At 36.5% G+C, this 22857-nt stretch carries 22 protein-coding genes and 1 tRNA gene; 22 read left to right on the forward strand and 1 reads right to left on the reverse strand.

Annotated features, from left to right (window positions below; genetic code table 11):
- The first annotated feature begins 2 nt into the window (after window positions 1-2).
- The 15 genes from uvrA to K332_RS0119680 all read left to right on the forward strand — a co-directional run bounded on the left by uvrA (window position 3) and on the right by K332_RS0119680 (window position 15518).
- The gene (gene uvrA / locus K332_RS0119605) at window positions 3-2879 is read left to right on the forward strand and encodes an excinuclease ABC subunit UvrA (RefSeq protein WP_026909000.1); all 2877 of its coding nucleotides are present in this window, start codon (window positions 3-5) and stop codon (window positions 2877-2879) included.
- A 162-nt stretch (window positions 2880-3041) separates the two neighbouring features.
- Entirely contained in the window at window positions 3042-3395 is a 354-nt protein-coding gene (locus K332_RS0119610) for a YojF family protein (protein ID WP_026909001.1), read from the forward strand.
- A gap of 25 nt (window positions 3396-3420) precedes the next feature.
- On the forward strand, window positions 3421-4086 hold the full coding sequence (gene bshB2, locus K332_RS0119615; RefSeq protein WP_026909002.1) for a bacillithiol biosynthesis deacetylase BshB2: 666 nt from the start codon (window positions 3421-3423) through the stop codon (window positions 4084-4086).
- 535 nt (window positions 4087-4621) lie between these two features.
- Window positions 4622-4984 carry a phage holin family protein gene (locus K332_RS0119620; RefSeq protein ID WP_026909003.1) on the forward strand — a complete coding sequence of 121 codons (363 nt, stop codon included), beginning with the start codon at window positions 4622-4624 and terminating at the stop codon, window positions 4982-4984.
- Between the two features lie 357 nt (window positions 4985-5341).
- Window positions 5342-6277 carry an HPr(Ser) kinase/phosphatase gene (hprK, locus tag K332_RS0119625; protein ID WP_026909004.1) on the forward strand — a complete coding sequence of 312 codons (936 nt, stop codon included), beginning with the start codon at window positions 5342-5344 and terminating at the stop codon, window positions 6275-6277.
- A 12-nt stretch (window positions 6278-6289) separates the two neighbouring features.
- Window positions 6290-7171, forward strand: a complete 882-nt coding sequence (lgt, locus tag K332_RS0119630; RefSeq protein WP_026909005.1) for a prolipoprotein diacylglyceryl transferase — start codon at window positions 6290-6292, stop codon at window positions 7169-7171.
- Between the two features lie 27 nt (window positions 7172-7198).
- The gene (locus tag K332_RS0119635; protein WP_026909006.1) at window positions 7199-8164 is read left to right on the forward strand and encodes a nucleoside recognition domain-containing protein; all 966 of its coding nucleotides are present in this window, start codon (window positions 7199-7201) and stop codon (window positions 8162-8164) included.
- Entirely contained in the window at window positions 8133-8768 is a 636-nt protein-coding gene (gene ppaX, locus K332_RS0119640; RefSeq protein WP_026909007.1) for a pyrophosphatase PpaX, read from the forward strand. The genes K332_RS0119635 and ppaX overlap by 32 nt, the downstream gene beginning before the upstream one ends.
- Window positions 8769-8771: 3 nt before the next feature.
- Window positions 8772-9293, forward strand: coding sequence for an acyltransferase (locus K332_RS0119645; RefSeq protein ID WP_026909008.1), 522 nt, complete (start codon window positions 8772-8774; stop codon window positions 9291-9293).
- A 396-nt stretch (window positions 9294-9689) separates the two neighbouring features.
- Window positions 9690-10700 (forward strand): tetratricopeptide repeat protein, encoded by a 1011-nt coding sequence (locus K332_RS0119655; RefSeq protein WP_026909009.1) that lies wholly within the window; start codon window positions 9690-9692, stop codon window positions 10698-10700.
- Between the two features lie 167 nt (window positions 10701-10867).
- The gene (gene trxB, locus K332_RS0119660; RefSeq protein ID WP_026909010.1) at window positions 10868-11818 is read left to right on the forward strand and encodes a thioredoxin-disulfide reductase; all 951 of its coding nucleotides are present in this window, start codon (window positions 10868-10870) and stop codon (window positions 11816-11818) included.
- A 490-nt stretch (window positions 11819-12308) separates the two neighbouring features.
- Complete coding sequence (gene rapZ, locus K332_RS0119665; RefSeq protein WP_036689456.1) at window positions 12309-13166, forward strand: RNase adapter RapZ; 858 nt, start codon at window positions 12309-12311, stop codon at window positions 13164-13166.
- 3 nt (window positions 13167-13169) lie between these two features.
- On the forward strand, window positions 13170-14129 hold the full coding sequence (locus K332_RS0119670) for a gluconeogenesis factor YvcK family protein (RefSeq protein ID WP_026909012.1): 960 nt from the start codon (window positions 13170-13172) through the stop codon (window positions 14127-14129).
- Window positions 14130-14148: 19 nt separating this feature from the next.
- The gene (whiA, locus tag K332_RS0119675; protein WP_026909013.1) at window positions 14149-15096 is read left to right on the forward strand and encodes a DNA-binding protein WhiA; all 948 of its coding nucleotides are present in this window, start codon (window positions 14149-14151) and stop codon (window positions 15094-15096) included.
- A 167-nt stretch (window positions 15097-15263) separates the two neighbouring features.
- The gene (locus tag K332_RS0119680; protein ID WP_026909014.1) at window positions 15264-15518 is read left to right on the forward strand and encodes an HPr family phosphocarrier protein; all 255 of its coding nucleotides are present in this window, start codon (window positions 15264-15266) and stop codon (window positions 15516-15518) included.
- Window positions 15519-15615: 97 nt separating this feature from the next.
- Here the strand turns inward: K332_RS0119680 and clpP are convergent, their stop codons facing one another.
- A complete protein-coding gene (clpP, locus tag K332_RS0119685; RefSeq protein WP_026909015.1) occupies window positions 15616-16203 on the reverse strand; it encodes an ATP-dependent Clp endopeptidase proteolytic subunit ClpP in 588 nt (195 codons plus the stop codon).
- A 258-nt stretch (window positions 16204-16461) separates the two neighbouring features.
- Here clpP and K332_RS0119690 point away from each other — a divergent pair.
- The 7 genes from K332_RS0119690 (at window position 16462) to gpmI (ending at window position 22846) form a co-directional block, all read left to right on the forward strand.
- Window positions 16462-16537, forward strand: a tRNA-Arg gene (locus tag K332_RS0119690).
- A gap of 185 nt (window positions 16538-16722) precedes the next feature.
- Window positions 16723-16980 carry a glutaredoxin family protein gene (locus K332_RS0119695; RefSeq protein WP_026909016.1) on the forward strand — a complete coding sequence of 86 codons (258 nt, stop codon included), beginning with the start codon at window positions 16723-16725 and terminating at the stop codon, window positions 16978-16980.
- 139 nt (window positions 16981-17119) lie between these two features.
- Window positions 17120-18148 carry a sugar-binding transcriptional regulator gene (locus K332_RS0119700; RefSeq protein ID WP_026909017.1) on the forward strand — a complete coding sequence of 343 codons (1029 nt, stop codon included), beginning with the start codon at window positions 17120-17122 and terminating at the stop codon, window positions 18146-18148.
- 40 nt (window positions 18149-18188) lie between these two features.
- Window positions 18189-19196, forward strand: coding sequence for a type I glyceraldehyde-3-phosphate dehydrogenase (gap, locus tag K332_RS0119705; protein ID WP_026909018.1), 1008 nt, complete (start codon window positions 18189-18191; stop codon window positions 19194-19196).
- Window positions 19197-19343: 147 nt separating this feature from the next.
- Complete coding sequence (locus K332_RS0119710; protein WP_026909019.1) at window positions 19344-20525, forward strand: phosphoglycerate kinase; 1182 nt, start codon at window positions 19344-19346, stop codon at window positions 20523-20525.
- 27 nt (window positions 20526-20552) lie between these two features.
- Window positions 20553-21311 (forward strand): triose-phosphate isomerase, encoded by a 759-nt coding sequence (gene tpiA, locus K332_RS0119715; RefSeq protein ID WP_026909020.1) that lies wholly within the window; start codon window positions 20553-20555, stop codon window positions 21309-21311.
- Window positions 21308-22846, forward strand: coding sequence for a 2,3-bisphosphoglycerate-independent phosphoglycerate mutase (gpmI, locus tag K332_RS0119720; protein ID WP_026909021.1), 1539 nt, complete (start codon window positions 21308-21310; stop codon window positions 22844-22846). Before tpiA ends, gpmI begins: the two co-directional genes overlap by 4 nt.
- The last annotated feature ends 11 nt before the right edge of the window (window positions 22847-22857 follow it).

A 22857-nucleotide genomic window follows, 5' to 3' on the forward strand; every position in this document is an offset into this window, starting at 1 on the left:
GCATGCCAAGTAAAGAGATTAATATAAAAGGTGCTAGGGCACATAATTTAAAAAATATCGATATATCCATCCCAAAAAATAAGCTAGTAGTTGTAACTGGGCTTTCCGGTTCAGGGAAATCCTCGTTAGCATTTGATACGATCTACGCGGAAGGTCAAAGACGTTATGTGGAGTCGTTATCTGCGTACGCTCGCCAATTTCTAGGTAATATGGATAAGCCTGATGTAGATACCATAGATGGATTATCCCCTGCGATTGCCATTGACCAGAAGACAACAAGTAGGAACCCGCGTTCAACGGTTGGAACTGTGACAGAAATATATGATTACTTACGATTATTATATGCTAGAATTGGGCATCCAGTATGCCCTACTCATGGTATTGAAATATCATCTCAAACGGTTCAGCAGATGGTTGATCGGGTCATGGATTATCCGGAACGTACGAAGATGCAACTACTTGCTCCCGTGATTTCTGGTAAAAAGGGAGAGCATGTAAAAGTTTTAGAAAACCTTAAAAAAGAAGGCTTTGTTCGTATTCGTGTGGATAATGAGATGCGCGAGGTTTCCGAAGAAATTAAATTAGAGAAAAATAAAAAACATACGATTGAAGTAGTGGTAGACCGTGTGATGGTTAAGCATGGGATAGAAGGACGTTTAAGTGACTCCCTTGAGACAGCATTAAGACTTGGTGAAGGAAGAGTAATAGTTGACGTAATCGGAGAAGAGGAGTTGGTTTTCAGTGAAAACCATTCTTGTCCTATTTGTGGATTTTCCATTGGTGAACTTGAACCACGATTGTTTTCCTTCAATAGTCCATTTGGAGCTTGTCCTAGCTGTGATGGCCTAGGAACTAATTTAGTAGTTGATGTTGACTTAGTTATTCCGGATTGGGATAAGACCTTAAATGAACATGCTATTACAGCATGGGAGCCTGTGAGTTCACAATATTACCCACAGCTTTTGAAAGCTGTTTGTGATCATTATCAAATTGATATGGATATCCCGGTGAAGGATATTCCTAAAGAACAAATGGACAAAATCCTCTTTGGTAGTGGAAAAGATAAAATTCATTTTTACTATAAGAGTGAATTCGGGCAAACTCGTGATAGCATGATCAATTTCGAAGGTGTACTAAATAATATTGCTCGTCGTTATAAGGAGTCCTCATCTGACTATATTCGTGAGAGCTTAGAAAAATATATGCGGAATAAAAACTGTCCGACATGTAAAGGACATCGTTTGAAAGAAGAAGCTTTAGCGGTAAAAGTTAATGATATGCACATTAGTAGCATTACAGATTTTTCTATTACAGAAGCAATGACCTTCTTCCAACAATTAAACCTTAGTGAAAAAGAAAAACAGATTGCTAAGTTGTTAATTAAGGAAATTAATAATCGACTTGAATTTTTAAATAACGTTGGACTGGATTATCTAACCCTATCTCGAACAGCGGGCACATTATCTGGCGGAGAGGCACAACGTATTCGCTTAGCAACACAAATTGGTTCAGCATTAACAGGAGTTCTTTATGTTCTAGATGAACCTTCTATCGGACTCCACCAACGTGATAATGATAAGCTGATTGGAACCCTAAAAGAAATGCGTGATCTAGATAACTCTCTTATTGTTGTAGAACATGATGAGGACACGATGCTAGCAGCAGATTGGTTAATCGATATTGGTCCTGGTGCTGGTGAACATGGTGGACAAATCATCGCGAGTGGAACACCTGAGGAAGTAATGAAAAATAAGAAATCCTTAACAGGTCAATACTTAGCTGGTAAAAAATATATACCTATTCCGGCTGAACGGAGAAAGCACGATAAGAGATATATAGAAGTTATTGGGGCAAAGGCAAATAATTTAAAGAATGTATCCGTTAAAATTCCAGTTGGTTTATTTAATGTCGTTACAGGTGTGTCAGGATCAGGAAAAAGCTCACTCGTTAATGAGATTATTTATAAAACACTTTCCAGAGATTTAAACCGAAGTAAGCAAATACCGGGTCAACATAAGGAACTTAGAGGACTAGAGCATCTGGAAAAAGTAATCAATATCGATCAATCTCCAATTGGACGTACACCAAGATCAAACCCTGCAACGTATACAGGAGTGTTTGATGATGTTCGTGATGTATATGCTTCTACCAATGAGGCAAAGGTACGTGGCTATAAAAAAGGACGTTTTAGTTTTAATGTAAAAGGTGGACGTTGTGAAGCTTGTAAAGGTGACGGAATCATTAAAATAGAAATGCACTTTTTACCGGATGTATATGTGCCTTGTGAAGTATGCCATGGTCAACGATACAATCGAGAGACATTGGAAGTGAAATATAAAGGTAAGAGCATTGCAGAAGTATTAAATATGACGATTGAAGAAGCATTAGAGTTTTTTGCAAACATACCAAAAATTAAGCGAAAGATTCAAACCATTGTGGATGTTGGATTAGGGTATGTAAAGCTTGGTCAACCTGCAACAACATTGTCAGGTGGAGAAGCACAGCGTGTGAAGCTTGCTAGCGAATTACATCGTCGTACTAATGGTAAAACGATGTACATTTTAGATGAACCTACAACCGGTCTTCATGTGGATGATATCAGTCGGTTATTGAAAGTTCTTCAGCGCCTCGTTGATAATGGGGATACGGTTCTAATTATTGAACATAATCTTGATGTAATTAAAACAGCTGACCATATCATTGATATTGGACCAGAAGGCGGTGCACGTGGCGGTCAAATCATTGCAACTGGGACTCCTGAAAAGATTTCTGAACAAGTAAACTCTTATACTGGAAGATACTTAAAGCCAGTTTTAGAACGGGATTCTAAAAGGCAAACAGAAGCATTGAAGAAAAAAGAAGAAGTTATTTCGAAATAATAGTAGTGGAGGATGTCTTAGAAGTTAGCGAACTTTTAAGACATCTTTCTTATTAATGAAGGATTATTACTTGGAAAATTTAACTTTGATTCTGAGCTTAATTTTTTGACGAACAGTAGCTGATTCGGTAATGTAAAAATAGAAATGTTAGGAGGAAGACGCATGAAACCAATCGAGCTTGATAAAGTCCAAGAAAAACTTGAAAGCTTTATAGATAAAGATGTTTATGTACATTTAGAAACAACAAATGGTGCATACGCAAGTCATGTAAATGAAAAGGCATATAATGTAGGAGTTTATATACGAAATGCAAAGGTTCGTTTTAATCAAGCAAAAATAGTAGGAGACGGAAAATCCTATCGTGCTGGTTTGAAAATGGAAATTGGCTGGATTTATGCGGAGGGATTAACGGACTGGGAAATTTTCGAAGGTGAGAAGCTTTTGATGGCTGGTCATGACCGAGAAGGTCGATTAATGGTTGCATTGCAAATTAGTGAAACACCATTTAACTATTAATATACATTCGAATGAGGTGAACAAAATGGAAAAGCATGTTGTTGTTATATATCCACATCCAGATGATGAATCATTTGGTGCTGCAGGAACGATAGCAAAATTTCGTGAGCAAGGTGTGCCTGTCACTTATCTTTGTGGGACATTAGGGGAGATGGGCCGTAACATGGGTAACCCAACCTTTGCTAATCGTGAAACACTACCGGAAATTAGAAAGAAAGAATTAATTGATGCATGTAATGTTCTCGATATGGAATTACGAATGCTTGGATACCGTGATAAAACACTAGAATATGAGGACCGAACTGAAGTAGCGGAACTTTTAAAAGGTATCATAGAAGAAATTGACCCAAGCTTAGTGATAACTCATTATCCAGAACATGCTGTTCATCCTGATCATGATGCACTAGGATCAGCAGCTGTTGAAGCTGTTCAATTAATGGATCCAAAAAAACGTCCAACTGTATGGGCACAAGCAATTACCAATACCCATATAGAGGATCTTGGAAATCCTGATATAGTGAATGATGTTCGGGATAACTTTGATAAAAAAATGGATGCGATACTTTGCCATCAGTCACAGGCAAATGGTGTTATCCGTAGCTGGAACCAAAGTGAAGACATGGATAACGATTTAAAAGAAGAAGCAATGAAACGTTTAGGCTTTGAATCTTTTTATATCTGGAAGTATTGAAATTAACCCCGCACTAATGAGTGTGGGGCTTTTTTGATGAACTGCGTATATATTTCTTTTTCGGGAAACGTTGTCCAATAGAACCGTTCTAAAAGACAAAGTTAGCGTATTTCGTCAAAGTCAGTCTAATAGCCCTCGTCTAAAGGACAGAGTTCGCGTATTTCCGTAAACTTAGTCTAATAGAACCCGTTTAAAGGACAGAGTTAGCGTATTTCCGTAAACTTAGTCTAATAGAACCCGTTTAAAGGACAGAGTTAGCGTATTTCCGTAAACTTAGTCTAATAGAACCGTTCTAAAGGACAGAGTTAGCGTATTTCCGTAAACTTAGTCTAATAGAACCGTTCTAAAGGACAGAGTTAGCGCATTTCCGTAAACTTAGTCTAATAAACAAATCAATTAGAAATTATCGCGAATTAAATAGGTATTATCTTCACCCTATATTAATACATTTTAAAATAAGACAACCTCAAGAAGGAGATTTTATATAAATGTCGAATAAACTATAGTGAAACAATTAAGAGGGGTGGTGAACACTTTGTTATTACGGGCAGTTTTATCGATTGTTTTAAACGCAATTGCACTTATTGTTGTTGCGCAACTTTTTGATAAGTTTCATATAGAAGGATTTAGTACAGCACTTTTAGCAGCATTGATTCTAGGTGTTCTAAATATTTTTGTTAAGCCAATTCTTATTATTTTTACGTTACCATTTACGATTTTTACTTTGGGATTGTTCTTATTTGTTATTAATGCGGTAACATTAATGATTACACAAGGTGTTATAGGGGAGGACTTTGTCATTGATGGTTTTGGTACAGCGTTACTTGCAGCAGTTATTCTTTCTATCCTGAATTTGTTGTTAAATAGACTAGTAAAGGATACACTAACTTCGAAATAAAGTTGTTGAACCATAGTGTTTTAGTTTGAAAAAATCCAAATTACAAAGCCATTTCACTAGAATTCGTGCAGATCGAATTCTTCTTTTTTTATCCGCTTTGTATTTTTTATATTTTATTAAAGTAATGTATTCTAACGGAGAAATTCAACTCCGGTTATTCTGGTTTATGCACAATATCCAACAACTAACAAATCGCACGTAAATTTTTCTAAAATTATCCTTCTTCGAATAAATTGGCCCCGAACATACGTAAGAACTATTCAATTTCCCTGATTTCTAAGTACATCTTTTTTCCTTCCAACTATTAAAATATGCTACAATGGGAAACAGTTAGGATTGGTAATGGAGGAAGGTTAAATGACAACAATCGTACGTACCAAAGAACTATTAGAGAACTTTAATTTAGATTTAATCGCTGGTGAAGAAGGTATTTATAGGGAGATTACAACGAGTGATATTTCCCGTCCAGGAATAGAAATGACAGGTTATTTTAAATATTATCCAAAAGAAAGACTTCAGTTAATTGGTAGAACCGAGATGACTTACTTTCTTGATTTAAGTCCGGAAAAACAAATGGCAAGAATGACAGACCTTTGTACAGATGTAACACCTGGAATTGTGATTACAAGAGGAATGGCCATACCACAAGTGATGATTGATGCAGCTAATAATTCAGGTGTACCAATTCTTCATTCTCCAAGAAAAACGACTAGAGTGATTAGTAGGCTTACGAACTATTTAGAAGCAAAGTTTGCTCCATTTACTGCTATCCACGGTGTACTTGTAGATATTTATGGAGTTGGTGTGTTAATTACTGGTCAGAGTGGTGTTGGTAAAAGTGAAACAGCACTTGAACTTGTAAAAAGAGGGCATCGACTTGTTGCTGATGATAGTGTGGAAATTCGCCAAGAGGATTATGACACACTTATTGGAAATTCACCACCACTAATTGAGCATTTATTGGAAATTCGTGGATTAGGAATCATCAATGTTATGACATTATTTGGTGCAGGAGCAGTTCGAAGTCATAAGAAAATCTCAATGATTATCAATTTGGAAATCTGGGATGCAAAAAAGCAATATGACCGTTTAGGATTAGATGAAGATAAAATGAAAATTATGGATGTTGATCTTCCGAAGGCAACTATTCCAGTACGGCCAGGTAGAAACTTGGCTGTTATCATAGAAGTTGCTGCAATGAATTTCCGTCTAAAACGAATGGGAGTCAATGCAGCAGAAGAGTTTTCTGAACGATTAAGTAATATGATTATTCAAGATAAAGAATTGGAATAGGAGAGTGAGTTTATGAGTTGCGCTGCGCCATCGCTAGATCGGGTATTTTTACAAATTGGTTCTTTACCGATTTATTGGTATGGAGTCATTATTGCTGCTGGGGCATTTTTAGGACTTTACATAGCAATGAAAGAGTCTGATCGATTAGGAGTAAATAAAGATCTAATTGTGGATTTGGTAGTATTCGCAATCCCAATTTCCATTATTTTTGCACGAATTTATTATGTTGCTTTTGAATGGGATCGTTATGCGGGCGGCCCTTGGTGGAAAGTGTTTGCAGTTTGGGAAGGTGGAATTGCAATTCACGGAGCTTTAATCGGTGCGGTTTTAACTGCAGTTGTGTTTACTAAAGTTAAAAAAATACCATTCTGGCAGCTGGCTGATATTCTTGCACCAAGCTTAATACTAGGACAAGCAATTGGGCGTTGGGGAAACTTCATGAACCAAGAGGCTCATGGTGGGCCAATTACAAATCAAAATGTTATCGATACGCATTATAATATACTACCTGATTTTATTATGAATCAAATGTGTATTGAGGGTACATATTATTATCCGACGTTCCTTTATGAGTCGTTGTGGAATATATTGGTTCTAATTTTATTGTTATGGTTACGTCGTAAAAATCCAATTCGTGGTACTGTATTCCTGACGTATTTAGCTACTTATTCTGTTGGACGTTTCTTTATTGAAGGAATGCGTACGGATAGTCTATATATTATTGGAAATCTACGTACAGCGCAATTCATTTCTGTAGTATTATTTGTTGGAGCTATTATTCTAATCATCTATCGCTATAAAACAGTTAAAAAGCGATATGAGGATATAGATTCTAAGAAAAATATCGGCAAGAAAAATACCGGCAAGAAAAACAATACAAAAAAGAAAAAATAGCATCAATTGGAAAGAGGTAAACACTATATGTCTGGTATTTTAAAACGTGGACTGATGCAAGGACTCCAAACGACCTGGACATTAGGGAAAGTCATTTTTCCAATCACATTAATTGTTACAATTCTTCAATATACACCTGTTCTACCTTGGGTTATTGAGAAAGTTAGTCCGTTAATGGGGATTATCGGTTTGTCTGGAGAAGCGGCGGTACCAATTGTTTTAGGAAATGTCTTAAATCTCTATGCTGGTATCGCAGCTATTATTTCATTTGATTTTACTGTGAAAGAAGTATTTATTATGGCGATTATGCTTTCTTTCTCTCATAATTTATTTATTGAGTCAGCCGTAGCATCAAAGGTTGGAATCAAATGGTGGATAATTGTTGGTGTCCGTGTTGGACTTGCTCTTATTGCTGCTACTATAATCAACTTGGTTTGGAATGGTGGAAGTGAAATGGCCCAATACGGTTTCATTTCACAGGAACAAGCTACCATTTCTGGTTGGGCTGATATTACTGTAAACGGATTACAAACAGCGATTATTGCCGTCATCCAACTTGCTGTTATCGTTATTCCGTTAATGGTAATTATGCAATTTTTACGGGAAAAAGGTTGGCTCGCAAAGCTTTCTAATGGCTTTGCACCAGTAACGAAGATATTAGGTATGGAAAAAAATACATCCATGACATTAGTGGCAGGCCTTACAATTGGCCTTGCCTATGGTGCAGGATTAATGATTCAAGCAATAAAGGAAGATGACGTTTCTAAACGAGATATGACTTTAGCGCTGATCTTTCTTGTTTCCTGCCACGCTGTCGTAGAGGATACACTTATTTTTATTCCATTAGGTATCCCGGTTTGGCCACTGCTAATCATTCGATTAATAACAGCCTTCCTGTTAACAATGGTTATTTCATTCCTGTGGAAAAGAGAGGAACAAGGTAAAAGAAAGGGAACAACAAATGACTATTCAAACAATACTATTCGATCTTGACGGGACATTAATTGATACGAATAAATTAATTAATGAATCTTTTTATCATACATTTAAACAATTTGGACTTGAATTTACTCATGATGAAGTTATCTCTTTCAATGGGCCACCACTAAGAGATACATTTGAAAAAATTGATTTAGATAAAGCGGAAGCGATGATTACAACTTACCGTGAGCATAATTTAGAACATCATGATGATTATGTGAAAGCTTTTCCTAATGTGAAGGAAACATTAAAGGAATTGAAGAATCGTGGAATTCAGTTGGGAATCGTTACAACAAAGATGCGCGGAACCGCAATAAGAGGTATGAAGCTAACAGGAATTTATGAGTATTTTGATACTATTATTGCACTGGATGATATTTCAAATCCTAAGCCACATCCAGAACCAGTTTTACGGGCAATGAAGAATATCCATGCAAATCCAGAGACAACGTTAATGGTGGGGGATAATCATCATGACATTGAATCTGGACAAAATGCAGAAGTTAAAACTGCTGGAGTTGCCTGGTCCCTAAAGGGAGAAGACGTTTTACAAAAATATAAACCAACTTACATGTTACACGATATGAAGGATTTACTTGAAATCATTGGGGTGTAGATTATGAGAAACACGGAGCGCCATCCGGTCAAAGGTGCAAATTCACTTTGGCAAATATATAAAACCGTATCATTTTGGAAGGTTGTTAAAAACTTTATCATCATCCAAATTGCCAGGTATACTCCTTTCCTAGGTGTGAAAAATTGGTTATATCGATTTTTTTTACGTATGAAAATAGGAAAGAAAACTGCTTTTGCTTTAATGGTCATGCCTGATACGATGTTTCCTGAAAAAATCACCGTTGGAAATAATTCGGTTATTGGCTATAATACCACTATCCTAGCTCATGAATACTTGATTAAGGAATACCGTCTAGGTGAGGTTTTTATTGGTGATGAAGTAATGATTGGAGCAAATAGTACGATTCTTCCTGGAGTTACCATTGGGGACGGCGCAATAGTTTCAGCTGGCACGCTCGTACATAAAGATGTCCCTCCAGGTGCCTTTGTCGGTGGAAATCCGATGCAGCTCATCTACACACAAGAAGAAATGAAAAAAAGAGAACAACAAAATATCCCAGATTAAATGTAGAAACCACTACTATGCTAGAGTCTTTTCTTTTGATTATGAAAGTGTTAAAGCAGAATTAGTGGTGTGGTAGTTCAAAATCAAACAAAAGGTAAGTAACATGAAATATATGCGGGGCAGAAGGATATGATTATTTCTTATATGCAGAAGACATTTAATTGGAATGAAGAGCAATTATTAAGCTATACATTGGAATTAAATAATTTAGTAAAGAAAGCAGTAATGCTAGTAGAATAAGTTATAATTGTAACTAAGGACCTTCCCTGGAAATGTAATAATTTCCAGGGAAGGTCTTTGTCCATTTAATCTAGATGTTGTGTGAATAAGGTGTATAATTCTCGTATTAATTATGGTATACTTTGTTTCGATATGTGAAAAAATAGGGGGATATGCATGCAACAAGTAGAAAACAAGGAAAAAACAGCAAAAAAAACTAATAATGTTATCCCTTTTATCCCTACTGGTGATTTTTATTTTGCGAAAGGTGTCGAAGCTTTTCGTAAAAGAAAGTTTGATATTTCATTAAAGTGGTTAACAAAAGCTGTTGAAACTGCACCAGATAACCCGTTATATCAATGTCAAATGTCAATTATCTATACAGAGACAGGTGCTTTTCATAAAGCAAATCAAATATTGACGAATGTATTGCAAGCTACAGGCGATCAATATGTAGATTGTTATTATTTACTTGCCAATAATTATGCCCATTTGGGTTTGTTAAGTGATGCGAAAAAGTTTGCCGTTTCCTATCTGGATAAAGAGCCAGAGGGTGATTTTAGTGATGATGCTAAAACTCTATTGGATCTTATTGAAATAGATGATGATTTCGATGATGAAGATTGGGAGCTTGAAGAAGAGGATGAACTTCTTGTTTATCAAGAGACTGTCTTTCATCATTTAGAAAATAAAGAGTGGGATAAAGCTTTAGCTTTATTAGAGGAAATGATATTAGTATTTCCAGAACATAAAATAGCTCACCATGAATATACACATGCGCTATTCTTTTCTGGCAGACAAGAGGAAGCAATTGAAAAAGAGATAGAATTGTTGAAGGATGACCCAAATAATTTATTTAGCCATACAAATTTAGCATTATTTTACTATGAGACAAATGCAACTAAAGAATACGAAACTCATATAAGAGCATTACTAAATATATATCCTATCCACGAACAGCAAAAGCTACGTATTGCAGTTACATTAGCAAGAACGGGCTTTTTCAATGAAGCATATGCACGATTTCGAATGCTTGATAAAACTATCGTAAAAAGCCATATGTCTTATTATCATTGGTTTAGTATGACTGCTTATCGATTAGGTGAACCTTCGAAAGCGTTAAGCTTATGGGAAGAAGGTTGCCGCAGACATCCAAACTTATCCAATGAACCAGGTCCTTGGAATTAGTAAGCAGATAATTAGACGGAATTTCATAAATCTTATACCCTTTAAGTAGATAGTACTAATTAGCAGATAGGAAAGTAAAAAACTTTCCCACCTGCATAAGAAAAACTAACCAGTTCGCTACTAGAGTGAAGGTGAGTTTTTCTAAATATAGAAAGGGGCGTTTATAGATGTCCGAAGAAAAAATTTATGATGTAATTATTGCTGGTGCGGGACCTGCTGGTATGACGGCAGCAGTTTATGCCTCACGAGCTAATCTTGATACGTTAATGATTGAACGTGGTATCCCAGGTGGACAAATGGCGAACACGGAAGATGTAGAGAATTATCCGGGGTACGATCATATACTTGGACCGGACTTATCCAATAAAATGTTTGACCATGCGAAAAAGTTTGGTGCAGAATACGCTTATGGTGATATAAAGGGTGTCGAGGACCGTGGTGACTATAAGTTAGTTAAAGCTGGGTCTAAGGAATATAAAACAAGAACGATTATTATTACAACAGGTGCCCAATACAAAAAGTTAGGTATCCCAGGCGAGGAAGAATTAGGTGGCCGAGGAGTTTCCTATTGTGCAGTATGTGATGGTGCATTCTTTAAAGAGAAAGAATTAATGGTCATTGGTGGTGGGGACTCCGCAGTTGAAGAGGGAGTTTACTTAACTAAATTCGCTAGCAAAGTAACAATTGTTCACCGTCGTGATGAGTTACGTGCTCAAAAGATTCTTCAACAACGAGCATTTGATAATGAAAAAGTTGATTTCATTTGGGATACAACAGTTGAAAAAATCAATGGTACTGACGGTAAAGTAAGTAGCTTAACCTTAAAGGATGTCAATACCGGTGAAGAATACGATAAGTCAGCGGATGGTGTATTTGTTTATATTGGAATGGTGCCATTAAGTGAGCCTTTCCAATCACTTGGAATCACAAATGATGAAGGCTATATCGAAACAGATGCCAATATGGAAACAAATGTCCCTGGAGTTTTTGCAGCAGGAGATATCCGCGACAAAAAGCTAAGACAAATTGTAACTGCAACTGGTGACGGAGCTATTGCCGCAGAAGCAGCACAAGCTTATATAGAAGAACTTAAAGATAAAACAAAAGCAACAAATTAAAAAAGTTGGCAAAGTAAAAACAACTTAACGTTGCTGTAACACGCACGAAATATAAATGCGATACAATGAAGTTAACTAATTGACCCCCTTTTTAATAGATAGATTAGTTATTGGCGCAGATCAGATGATCTGCGTATTTTTTTGTTTTGAGCAGACATCGTCCGAACTGTCGAAACATCGTCCGTTTAAGGGAAACATCGTCCAAAATGCCGAAACATCGCCCCGTTTGAGGAAAACATCATCCAAAATCCGTAAACATCGCCCCGTTTGACACAAACATCGTCCAAAATCCAGAAACATCACCCTTTCCGCCATAAAACGAACTAAAAAAGGTAAAATAATCATTTTATTGTGGCATTAAATGGCTTACATGTATAATAGATATAGTATTGTAAACAAAACTATCTTACGAGATGTAGTTCATGATATAATAAAATCTTTAGAACGTTAAGAGGTGATACGATTGACAAATGTAGAACAAGAAACAAAAATGGTAATTATTACAGGAATGTCTGGTGCTGGTAAAACTGTTGCAATCCAAAGTTTTGAAGACCTGGGGTATTATTGTGTAGATAATTTACCACCTGCATTACTTCCTAAATTTCTAGAGTTAATGCGAGATTCAACAAATAATATTCATAAAGTAGCACTCGTCATGGATCTTCGTGGGCGAGAATTTTTTGATTCCTTATTTGAGGCACTTGATTTACTAAGTGAGGAAGAATGGTTAGATGAACATATTTTATTCCTGGATGCCAATGATGAAAAACTTGTAACGAGATATAAAGAAACAAGAAGATCTCACCCATTAGCAATCGGTGATTTACCTCTAAAAGGAATAAAACAAGAGAGAAAAATTTTGGATGAAATGCGTGGACGTGCTAATAAAATAATTGATACGTCAATTTTGAAACCTCGTGAATTACGCGAAAAGATTCTCAAGTATTACTCTGAAGAAAAACAAGAAATATTCTCTGTAAATATGGTTTCATTTGGATTTAAATATGGAATTCCGATTGATGCAGATTTAGTGTTTGATGTTCGATTTCTACCAAATCCGCATTATGTTGCCCATTTACAGCCATTAACAGGCTTGAATCCTGATGTCTCCTCCTATGTATATAAATGGTCTGAAACTCAAAAGTTCCAGGAGAAAGTGTTGGATTTATTACAATTCATGCTTCCTCAGTATAAGAAGGAAGGAAAATCACAGCTTGTTGTTGCAATAGGGTGTACGGGAGGGCAACATCGCTCCGTTGCATTAGCTGAGTATTTTGCCAAGAAATTAGCTGGAAATTATATAACTCATGTGACACATCGTGACATTAACAAAAGAAAGGGCCATTAATAAATGACAGAACAGAATCTACCAAGGATTGTGGTTATTGGTGGGGGAACTGGAATGCCAGTTCTTTTGCGTGGCCTCAAAAATTTACCAATTAAATTAACAGCGCTTGTTACCGTTGCGGATGATGGTGGAAGTACAGGAAGAATTAGACAAGATATGGCAATTCCTGCACCAGGAGATATCCGAAATGTAATTGCAGCCTTATCCGAGGTTGAACCAATGCTTGTCCAATTATTTCAACATCGCTTTGCAGATGGAAATGATTTATCCGGACATTCGATGGGGAACTTACTCTTAGCTGCAATGACATCTATCACGGGAGATTTTTATACGGGAATAAAGGAGATTTCCAGAGTTCTAAATGTAAAAGGGAAAATCTACCCTATTTCTAATGAGAATATTTCACTTTGTGCGGAAATGGTTGACGGTTCCATTGTGCATGGGGAATCTAATATTCCGCTTCAAGGGAAACAAATAAAACGGGTATTATTAGACCCAGAGGATGTAAAACCTCTTCCAAATGCCATTAGAGCTATTGAAAAAGCAGATTTAATTGTCATATCACCAGGTAGTTTGTTTACAAGCATTATGCCAAACCTAATTATTCCACATATGGATGAAGCTTTACGTCATGCAAAAGCAAAAATTGTTTATGTATGTAATGTGATGACTCAAGATGGGGAAACTACTGGTTTCTCTGCGAGTGATCATGTGCAAGCAATTATTAACCATGTTGGACAACAGGTAGTTGATGCTGTTGTAGTAAATAATAAAAAAATTGACCCTAAAATTAAGGATGTTTATGCTCACGAGAATGCGGAACCGGTTGTTTACGATACGGACAAATTATTAGAAATGGGCTTAGAAATTATCGAGGGCGATATTATTAATGATTTCAAAACAACCATTCGTCATGATACAAATAAAATTGCTAAGCTTTTATTTTCATTGATCGAAAAATAAAGGTAAAGGAGGGGAAAAAATGTCCTTTGCTTCTGAGATAAAAAAAGAGTTAACATCTGCTGATATCGATGGATGTTGTGCCAATGCTGAACTGTCTGCTTTGATTCGAATGAATGGTACTGTTTCTATGTCACAATTAAAATACAGCTTAGATGTACAGACAGAGAATGCAGCCATAGCTAGACGTATTTATATGCTAATAAAAGCAGGTTTTTCGTCTATACCAGTTGAATTATTAGTGCGTAAGAAGATGAAGCTAAAGAAAAATAATGTGTATATTGTACGATTAAAGGAAGATGTACACGAGATGTTGACGGAACTTGGTATTATGAAGGACTCCTATACATTAATACGAGATATTTCGGATCACTACCTAGAAAAAGAATGTTGTAAGCGAGCTTACTTGCGAGGAGCATTTCTAGCGGGTGGTTCTGTTAATAACCCAGAGACCTCTTCCTACCATCTAGAAATCTCCAATACTAATGAGGAGCATAATGAGGCACTGTGTAAGCTTTTGAATTCTTTTGGTTTGCGTGCCAGAGTACTAGAACGGAAAAACGGCTATATTGTGTATATAAAAGAAGCGGAAAAAATTACTGAATTTTTAAGTGTAATTGGGGCAAACATTGCATTGTTTAAATTTGAAGACGTCCGAATTGTCCGGGATATGCGTAACTCGGTCAATAGGTTGGTAAATTGTGAAACAGCCAATTTAAATAAGACAATTGGTGCAGCTATTCGTCAGATTGAAAATATAAAGCTGATTGAAAGAACCGTCGGACTTGAAGCTTTACCAGAAAAACTGCGTGAAGTTGCCACACTGAGAGTACAACATGAAGATGTTTCCTTGAAAGAACTTGGTGAACTTGTTTCTAGTGGTCAAATTTCAAAATCTGGAATTAATCATCGACTTAAGAAAATTGATGAATTTGCAGAAAAAATAAAATTAGGTGAAAATTTGTCTTAACTTCAATTGTTATTTAAAATATTCATGATATAATTAACTATCATGAATATTTTTTTATTTAATAAGTATTATTAATGGAGTGCAAATTACGAAGCGTGCTCTGTTAAATACTTATTTTATAATTCGATAAAAATGTCACCGCTTACTTTGGGGAGGATGAAGAGAGAATGGTTGAGAGGTTTGTTACAGTTGAGATTGAGACAGGGTTACAGGCTAGACCTGCTGCACAGTTTGTTCAGGAGGCAAATCGTTATGCTGCACATTTGTTTTTAGAAAAAAAGGGAAAACGAGTGAATGCAAAAAGTATTATGGGCCTAATGAGCTTGGCTATCACTACTGGGGAAACTATTAAACTAATAGCTGACGGATCTGATGAGGAGATAGCATTAAACCATTTGGTTTCATTTATTACTAAAAAGTGATTTATTTATTTGATTATGTGAAAAAGATAACATTATAAAATAGGTTACTAACATGAGTAGAGGGTGAGTCCTAATGGAATCACCCTCGTTGCTTAAACTATTCTGGTTTACGTTCTAATACTTTATCGATTAAACCATACTCCACAGCACCAGCAGCTGTCATGAAGTTATCACGTTCCGTATCACGGTTGATTACTTCAATCGGTTGACCAGTACGTTCAGAAAGAATTTGGTTTAGGTTTTCTCTCATTTGTAAAATACGTTTAGCATGAATTTCAATGTCTGTAGCTTGACCTTGTGTTCCACCTAGTGGTTGGTGAATCATTACTTCACTATTAGGTAACGCATAACGTTTACCTTTTTCACCGGCAGCTAAAAGGAATGCTCCCATAGATGCTGCCATACCAGTACAAATAGTTGAAACATCCGATTTAATGAAATTCATTGTGTCATAAATTGCCATTCCAGCAGTAATAGATCCACCTGGTGAGTTAATGTATAGGGAAATATCTTTCCCAGGATCTTCAGCTTCTAGGAAAAGTAATTGTGCAACGATTGAGTTTGCAACATTATCGTCAATTGCACTTCCTAACATAATGATTCTGTCTTTTAAAAGTCTAGAATAAATATCATATGCGCGTTCACCACGGTTTGTTTGTTCAATAACTGTAGGTATTAAATTCAATGGAAATTCCTCCTTAAAATCTATTTCTAACCATTATCCAAACTTTGGATATTTTCATCATATACTAATGGTCAATGAAGGTCAAACAAAAACGTTCGACGAATATTGCGGGCCTGTATATGTAATAAAAATCACACTCTACATCATGCCCGTTAGGTAAAGGTTATAAACCTTTTCAGCTAAAAATACTTGTTTAATAAGTAGTCAGGGGTTATAATAGCGTATGTGTCGATTGGAACTTCGACTAACTTTATATTTGCGCCCATAGCTCAGTTGGATAGAGCACTGGTTTCCGGTACCAGGTTTGTCGGGGGTTCGAATCCCTCTGGGCGCGTCATAACCCTAGCTATTTGGCTAGGGTTTTTTCTTTCTTCATGGAGATTTAATCCATGTTCTCGTTGTAACGTGGGATTAATCTGAGCTATACATCAATCAGTTATAATAATACAATAAATTGCCCTCGACAAAACCATCGACTATACTATAATCGTAAATAACATTCGAGAAGGTGACGAACTTATGGAAAAAGTATTATTCTACACCAAAGAAATTTGCTCTCTATGCGATGATGCAGAGGCTTTGTTGGAAATGTTCCAAAACGATTACGAATTCGAAATTGAAAAACGTGATATTTACACGAATGATGAATGGCTAGAAGAATATCAACTTCTCATTCCGTTAATTGAAGTAAAAGGTATCCAATTAGATTGTGAGCATGTGGATTATTTTACGTTGGAAAAGACGCTAAAAGAGAATCTACCTTCAAGAAAAAAATAAGTCATTTTTGTTTGTATATATTTCTTAATATGATAAGATAATAATGTACATAGTTTCTATGTGTATTTTTTTGGGACATGTGGGACACATTATGAACATGTGGGACATTTTTTGCCCCTGATGTTGAAGGAGAAATATCATGAGAGCATTAATCGACTTACAAAAAAAGCTAATACCAGATTTATTAGATGTGATGCAGACAAGATATTCTCTATTACACAGTGTGAACCTTTATCAACCTATTGGAAGAAGGGGGATAGCTGAAAGTAGTAATCTAACAGAAAGACAAGTTCGAAGTGAGATTGACTTTCTTCAAGGACAAGGATTGATAGAAGTTACTACAAAGGGCATGCTTATTACAGAGCAAGGAAAAGTTACCCTTGAGCAGTTGTCTCGATTTATGAGTGAAATTAGTGGGTTACATGTTTTAGAAAAGCAAATTAAGGAAACATTACAAATAGATAATGTAATTGTTGTTCCTGGCAACAGTGATGAGGGTGACTGGGTTAAGCAAGAAATGGGAAAAGCCTGTGTAGCTTATCTTAGAAAAATTATTATGCCAAGCGCAACCATTGCTGTAACAGGCGGAACAACGATGGCTTCTGTTGCAAGTGTAATGACACCATTTGATAGAGAAGATAACTATTTATTTGTACCTGCCCGTGGTGGTATTGGAGAAAAAGTGGAAAATCAGGCCAATACAATTGCGGCACAAATGTCCCTCAAAGCACAAGGAAACTATCGATTACTATATGTACCAGATCCACTAAGTGAAACGTCGTATCAGAACATGATTCAAGAACCTTCGATAATAGAAGTGCTACAATTAATTAGAAACTCTGATATTGTGTTACATGGAATTGGTGATGCCTTAACAATGGCTGACCGCCGGAAAACTCCGGAAGAGATTAGGACAAAGTTACTTGAAAACAAAGCCGTTAGTGAGGCATTTGGTTATTATTTTGATCAACAAGGTAATGTCGTTCATAAGGTTCGAACAGTAGGATTACAGCTAGAGGATTTGAAGAAAAGGAAATATGTGATTACTGTTGCTGGAGGCAAATCAAAGGCAAAAGCAATTGAATCGTATTTCAAGCATGCAAAGAGTAATATGCTGATCACAGATGAGGCAGCAGCAGAACAGATTTTAAGGGATTTTTCCCTTTAAATATAGCAATACAATATAGATTTATTAGGAGGAATATATAATGACAGTAAAAGTTGGTATTAATGGATTTGGACGTATTGGACGTAACGTATTCCGTCAAGCACTTAAAAGAGATGATGTTGAAATCGTAGCAGTTAACGATTTAACAGATGCAAACATGCTTGCACACTTATTGAAATATGACTCTGTACATGGTGTATTAGAAGAAGAAATCTCTGTAAATGGAAATAATATTGTAGTTGCTGGTAAAGAAATTCAAGTTCTTGCTGAACGTGACCCAGCTAATCTACCATGGGGAGATCTTGGTGTAGAAGTAGTAGTAGAATCTACTGGACGTTTCGTTGATCGCGATTCATCTCAAAAACATATTGATGCTGGTGCTAAAAAAGTAATTATCTCTGCACCTGCTAACAACGAAGATTTAACAATCGTAATGGGTGTTAATGAAGAACAATACGATCCAAGTAATCACCATATCGTATCCAATGCATCTTGTACGACAAACTGTTTAGCACCATTTGCAAAAGTGCTTAATGATAACTTTGGAATTAAACGTGGTTTAATGACAACTGTTCATGCTTATACGAACGACCAACAAATTCTTGACTTACCACATAAAGACTACCGTCGTGCACGTGCTGCAGCTGAAAACATTATTCCTACAACAACTGGTGCTGCTAAAGCAGTTGCTCTAGTTTTACCAGAGTTAAAAGGAAAATTAAATGGTATGGCTGTTCGTGTACCTGTTCCAGATGGTTCTATGGTAGACTTAGTTGCAGAATTAGATAAAGAAGTTACAGCTGAAGAAGTTAACCAAGCATTCAAAAATGCTGCTGAAAACGAACTTAAAGGTGTATTTGAATACAGTGAAGCTCCACTAGTATCTAGTGATATTGTTGGAAACACACATTCTTCTATCCTTGATGGTCTTTCAACTATGGTTATGGAAGGTAACCTGGTTAAAGTTCTTTCTTGGTATGACAACGAAATGGGTTACTCTACTCGTGTAGTTGACTTAGCTTCATACATGGGACAAAAAGGACTATAAGAACACAAGTTTAGATATTAACAGAAAAGGTGGAGATAATATATTCTCCTCCTTTTCCGTGTTTATTCTTCCTATTCCCCGATTAATGAATGGAGTCTAGGGAAACCTAAAAAGTAATGCTTACATAAATTTTGGGAGGAAATCCAAATGAATAAAAAAACAGTAAAAGACCTTGATTTAAAAGGAAAAAAGGTATTTTGTCGTGTTGATTTTAACGTCCCAATGAAAGATGGAGAAGTAACAGATGATACTAGAATAAGAGCTGCCTTACCTACTATTCAGTATTTATCAGAGCAAGGGGCAAAAGTAATTCTTGCAAGTCATCTTGGTCGTCCTAAAGGGCAAGCTGTTGATGAATTACGACTTGATCCTGTTGCTAAAAAATTAAGTGATTTAATTGGGAAAGAAGTTGTAAAAACGGACTCTGTTTATGGTGCAGAGGTTGATGAAGCTATTTCTAAATTAAATGACGGTGATTTACTACTAATTGAAAATGTTCGATTTGAAGCTGGAGAAGAGAAAAATGATCCGGCACTTGCTGAGGCATTTGCAAACATGGCTGATTTTTATGTGAATGATGCATTTGGAGCAGCACACCGTGCACATGCTTCGACAGCGGGTATTGCTGAAAAACTTCCATCTGCTTCTGGTTTCTTGATGGAAAAGGAACTTTCTGTGTTAGGAAAAGCACTTGAAGATCCTGAACGTCCATTCACAGCGATCATCGGTGGAGCAAAGGTAAAAGATAAAATTGGTGTTATTGATCATTTATTAGATAAAGTTGATAATCTTATCATTGGTGGCGGGCTAGCTTACACATTTGTTAAAGCACAAGGCCACGAAATTGGTAAGTCACTTTTAGAAGAAGATAAAATCGATTTAGCAAAAGAATTTATGAAAAAAGCACAAGAAAAAGGCGTTCAATTCGTATTACCAGAAGATGTTGTTGTTGCAGATGATTTCTCTGAGGATGCAAATAGAAAAGTTGTTGCTATTTCTGAAATTCCTTCTGACTGGGAAGCACTTGATATCGGACCGAAAACAAGTGAAAAATATGCTCAAATCGTAAAAGACTCTAAGCTTGTAATTTGGAATGGACCAATGGGTGTGTTTGAATTAAATGCATTTGCTAATGGTACGAAAGCTGTTGCTAAAGCACTTGCTGAAACAGAAGGGTACACAGTTATTGGTGGCGGTGATTCTGCTGCAGCAGTTGAGAAGTTTGATTTAGCAGACAAGATGGACCACGTCTCTACTGGTGGTGGAGCTTCCTTAGAATTTATGGAAGGTAAAGAGTTACCGGGTGTTGCGGCACTTAGCGATAAATAAGACCGAATAATTTATAGAGGTGATACCATGCGTAAAAATATAATTGCTGGAAACTGGAAAATGAATAAAACACTATCAGAAGCAACTCAGTTTGTTGAAGATGTGGTTAACAAGATTCCAGAAAGTGATAAAGTGGAAGCAATTGTTTGTGCCCCATTTCCTTACCTTGCTTCTTTAGTTGAGAAAACAAAGGGAACAAACTTAAAAGTAAGTGCACAAAACATGCATTTTGAAGAAAATGGAGCGTTTACTGGTGAAGTAAGTCCAGTCATGTTAAAAGACTTAGGTGTAACACATGTAGTAATTGGTCACTCCGAACGTCGTGAATATTTTGCTGAGACAGATGAAACAGTTAACAAAAAAGTTCATGCTTCATTTAACCATGGATTAACTCCAATCGTTTGTGTTGGTGAAACACTAGAGCAACGTGAAGCAAATGAAACTAAAGCATTAGTTGGTTCTCAAGTGGAAAAAGCAATTGCAGGATTATCCAATGAACAGATTGTAAATACTATTATTGCTTATGAGCCTATTTGGGCAATCGGTACAGGAAAAACAGCTTCAAGTGAAGATGCAAATGAAGTATGTGCTCATATTCGCCAAGTGGTTAAAGAAGCAACAGATGAAGCGACTTCAGAAGCTGTTATTATTCAATACGGTGGAAGTGTAAAACCTTCTAATGTAGATGAATTGCTAGCACAATCTGACATTGATGGAGCACTAGTTGGCGGTGCAAGTCTGGAAGCTGAATCATTTCTTGCGCTTGTGGAGGCTGGAGCAAAATGAGTCAAGATAAATTAGCTGCGTTAATCATTTTGGATGGCTTTGCTATTCGAGATGAAGTAAAAGGTAACGCGGTAAAACAAGCGAATAAACCTAATTTTGAACGCTTTTGGAATGCTTTTCCCCATAATGAGCTAAAGGCTAGTGGGGAGGCGGTTGGTTTACCTGAAGGACAAATGGGCAACTCTGAGGTAGGTCATTTGAATATTGGTGCTGGTCGTGTTGTATATCAAAGCTTAACAAGAGTTAACCTGTCCATTCGCGAAGGTGATTTCTTTGAAAAGAAAGCATTTTTAAAATCAATGAATAGTGCAAAGTCCAAAAACAAGGCACTTCATATTTTTGGCTTGTTATCCGATGGCGGTGTTCATAGTCATATTGAACATTTATTTGCATTACTAAAGTTAGCAAAAGATCAAGGTCTAGAAAAAGTTTATGTTCATGCATTTTTAGATGGTCGTGATGTTGGACCCCAAACAGCAAAAGGCTATATAGAGGCTACAGAGTCTAAAATGCAGGAATTAGGAGTAGGGAAAATTGCTACCGTATCTGGTCGTTATTACTCGATGGACCGTGATAAGCGTTGGGATCGTGTGCAAAAATCCTATAATGCAATGGTATATGGTGAAGGACCAACATATAGGCATGCATTGGATGTTGTAGAAGATTCATATGCAAACGGCATTTTCGACGAGTTCGTTATTCCTTCTGTCATTATAGACGAAGATGGTGAGGCAATTGGAAAAGTAGAGGATGAAGATTCTATTATCTTCTATAACTTCCGACCGGATCGTGCCATTCAGATATCTCGTACTTTTGCTAATGAGGACTTCCATGATTTTGACCGTGGTCCAAATGTGCCGAAGAACCTAGATTTTGTGATGCTAACACAATTTAGTGAATCAGTAGACGGATTTGTTGCATATGAACCAGCAAACCTGGATAATACAATTGGAGAAGTTCTTTCTCAACATAATATGAAACAATTACGTATTGCTGAAACTGAAAAATATCCTCATGTTACGTTCTTCATGAGTGGTGGTCGTGAGAAGGAGTTTCCTGGTGAAAAACGGATTCTAATTGACTCACCAAAGGTTGCAACTTACGATCTGAAACCAGAAATGAGTGCTTATGAAGTAACAGATGCATTACTTGCGGAGCTTGATAAAGGTGAGATTAACGCGGTTATCTTAAACTTTGCAAATCCAGACATGGTTGGTCACTCAGGAATGCTTGAACCAACGATTAAAGCAATTGAAGTGGTTGATGAATGTCTTGGAAAAGTAGTGGATAAAATAACCGAGTTGGGCGGACATGCAATTATTACTGCCGATCATGGAAACTCTGATGAAGTTATAACACTTGACGGACAACCAATGACAGCTCATACAACAAATCCAGTTCCAGTAATCGTAACAAAAGATGGTGTAGATCTACGTGATGGCGGAAAATTAGCTGATTTAGCACCGACATTACTTGATTTATTAAATATTGAAAAACCAAAAGAAATGACAGGAACGTCATTAATTAAAAAGTAAAAAGGAGAGAA

Origin of the sequence: Paucisalibacillus globulus DSM 18846 (assembly GCF_000482485.1) — a bacterium.
GTDB lineage: Bacteria > Bacillota > Bacilli > Bacillales > Amphibacillaceae > Ornithinibacillus > Ornithinibacillus globulus.

What these genes read in the sequence shown, in the direction of transcription:
- K332_RS0119695 (WP_026909016.1), top strand. Translation starts at nt 16,723, where the DNA reads ATGGAAAAAGTATTATTCTACACCAAAGAAATTTGCTCTCTATGCGAT.
- hprK (WP_026909004.1), top strand. Translation starts at nt 5,342, where the DNA reads ATGACAACAATCGTACGTACCAAAGAACTATTAGAGAACTTTAATTTA.
- K332_RS0119670 (WP_026909012.1), top strand. Translation starts at nt 13,170, where the DNA reads ATGACAGAACAGAATCTACCAAGGATTGTGGTTATTGGTGGGGGAACT.
- bshB2 (WP_026909002.1), top strand. Translation starts at nt 3,421, where the DNA reads ATGGAAAAGCATGTTGTTGTTATATATCCACATCCAGATGATGAATCA.
- K332_RS0119710 (WP_026909019.1), top strand. Translation starts at nt 19,344, where the DNA reads ATGAATAAAAAAACAGTAAAAGACCTTGATTTAAAAGGAAAAAAGGTA.
- K332_RS0119635 (WP_026909006.1), top strand. Translation starts at nt 7,199, where the DNA reads ATGTCTGGTATTTTAAAACGTGGACTGATGCAAGGACTCCAAACGACC.
- whiA (WP_026909013.1), top strand. Translation starts at nt 14,149, where the DNA reads ATGTCCTTTGCTTCTGAGATAAAAAAAGAGTTAACATCTGCTGATATC.
- trxB (WP_026909010.1), top strand. Translation starts at nt 10,868, where the DNA reads ATGTCCGAAGAAAAAATTTATGATGTAATTATTGCTGGTGCGGGACCT.
- ppaX (WP_026909007.1), top strand. Translation starts at nt 8,133, where the DNA reads ATGACTATTCAAACAATACTATTCGATCTTGACGGGACATTAATTGAT.
- K332_RS0119610 (WP_026909001.1), top strand. Translation starts at nt 3,042, where the DNA reads ATGAAACCAATCGAGCTTGATAAAGTCCAAGAAAAACTTGAAAGCTTT.
- rapZ (WP_036689456.1), top strand. Translation starts at nt 12,309, where the DNA reads ATGGTAATTATTACAGGAATGTCTGGTGCTGGTAAAACTGTTGCAATC.
- gpmI (WP_026909021.1), top strand. Translation starts at nt 21,308, where the DNA reads ATGAGTCAAGATAAATTAGCTGCGTTAATCATTTTGGATGGCTTTGCT.
- K332_RS0119645 (WP_026909008.1), top strand. Translation starts at nt 8,772, where the DNA reads ATGAGAAACACGGAGCGCCATCCGGTCAAAGGTGCAAATTCACTTTGG.
- lgt (WP_026909005.1), top strand. Translation starts at nt 6,290, where the DNA reads ATGAGTTGCGCTGCGCCATCGCTAGATCGGGTATTTTTACAAATTGGT.
- gap (WP_026909018.1), top strand. Translation starts at nt 18,189, where the DNA reads ATGACAGTAAAAGTTGGTATTAATGGATTTGGACGTATTGGACGTAAC.
- K332_RS0119655 (WP_026909009.1), top strand. Translation starts at nt 9,690, where the DNA reads ATGCAACAAGTAGAAAACAAGGAAAAAACAGCAAAAAAAACTAATAAT.
- K332_RS0119680 (WP_026909014.1), top strand. Translation starts at nt 15,264, where the DNA reads ATGGTTGAGAGGTTTGTTACAGTTGAGATTGAGACAGGGTTACAGGCT.
- tpiA (WP_026909020.1), top strand. Translation starts at nt 20,553, where the DNA reads ATGCGTAAAAATATAATTGCTGGAAACTGGAAAATGAATAAAACACTA.
- K332_RS0119700 (WP_026909017.1), top strand. Translation starts at nt 17,120, where the DNA reads ATGAGAGCATTAATCGACTTACAAAAAAAGCTAATACCAGATTTATTA.
- uvrA (WP_026909000.1), top strand. Translation starts at nt 3, where the DNA reads ATGCCAAGTAAAGAGATTAATATAAAAGGTGCTAGGGCACATAATTTA.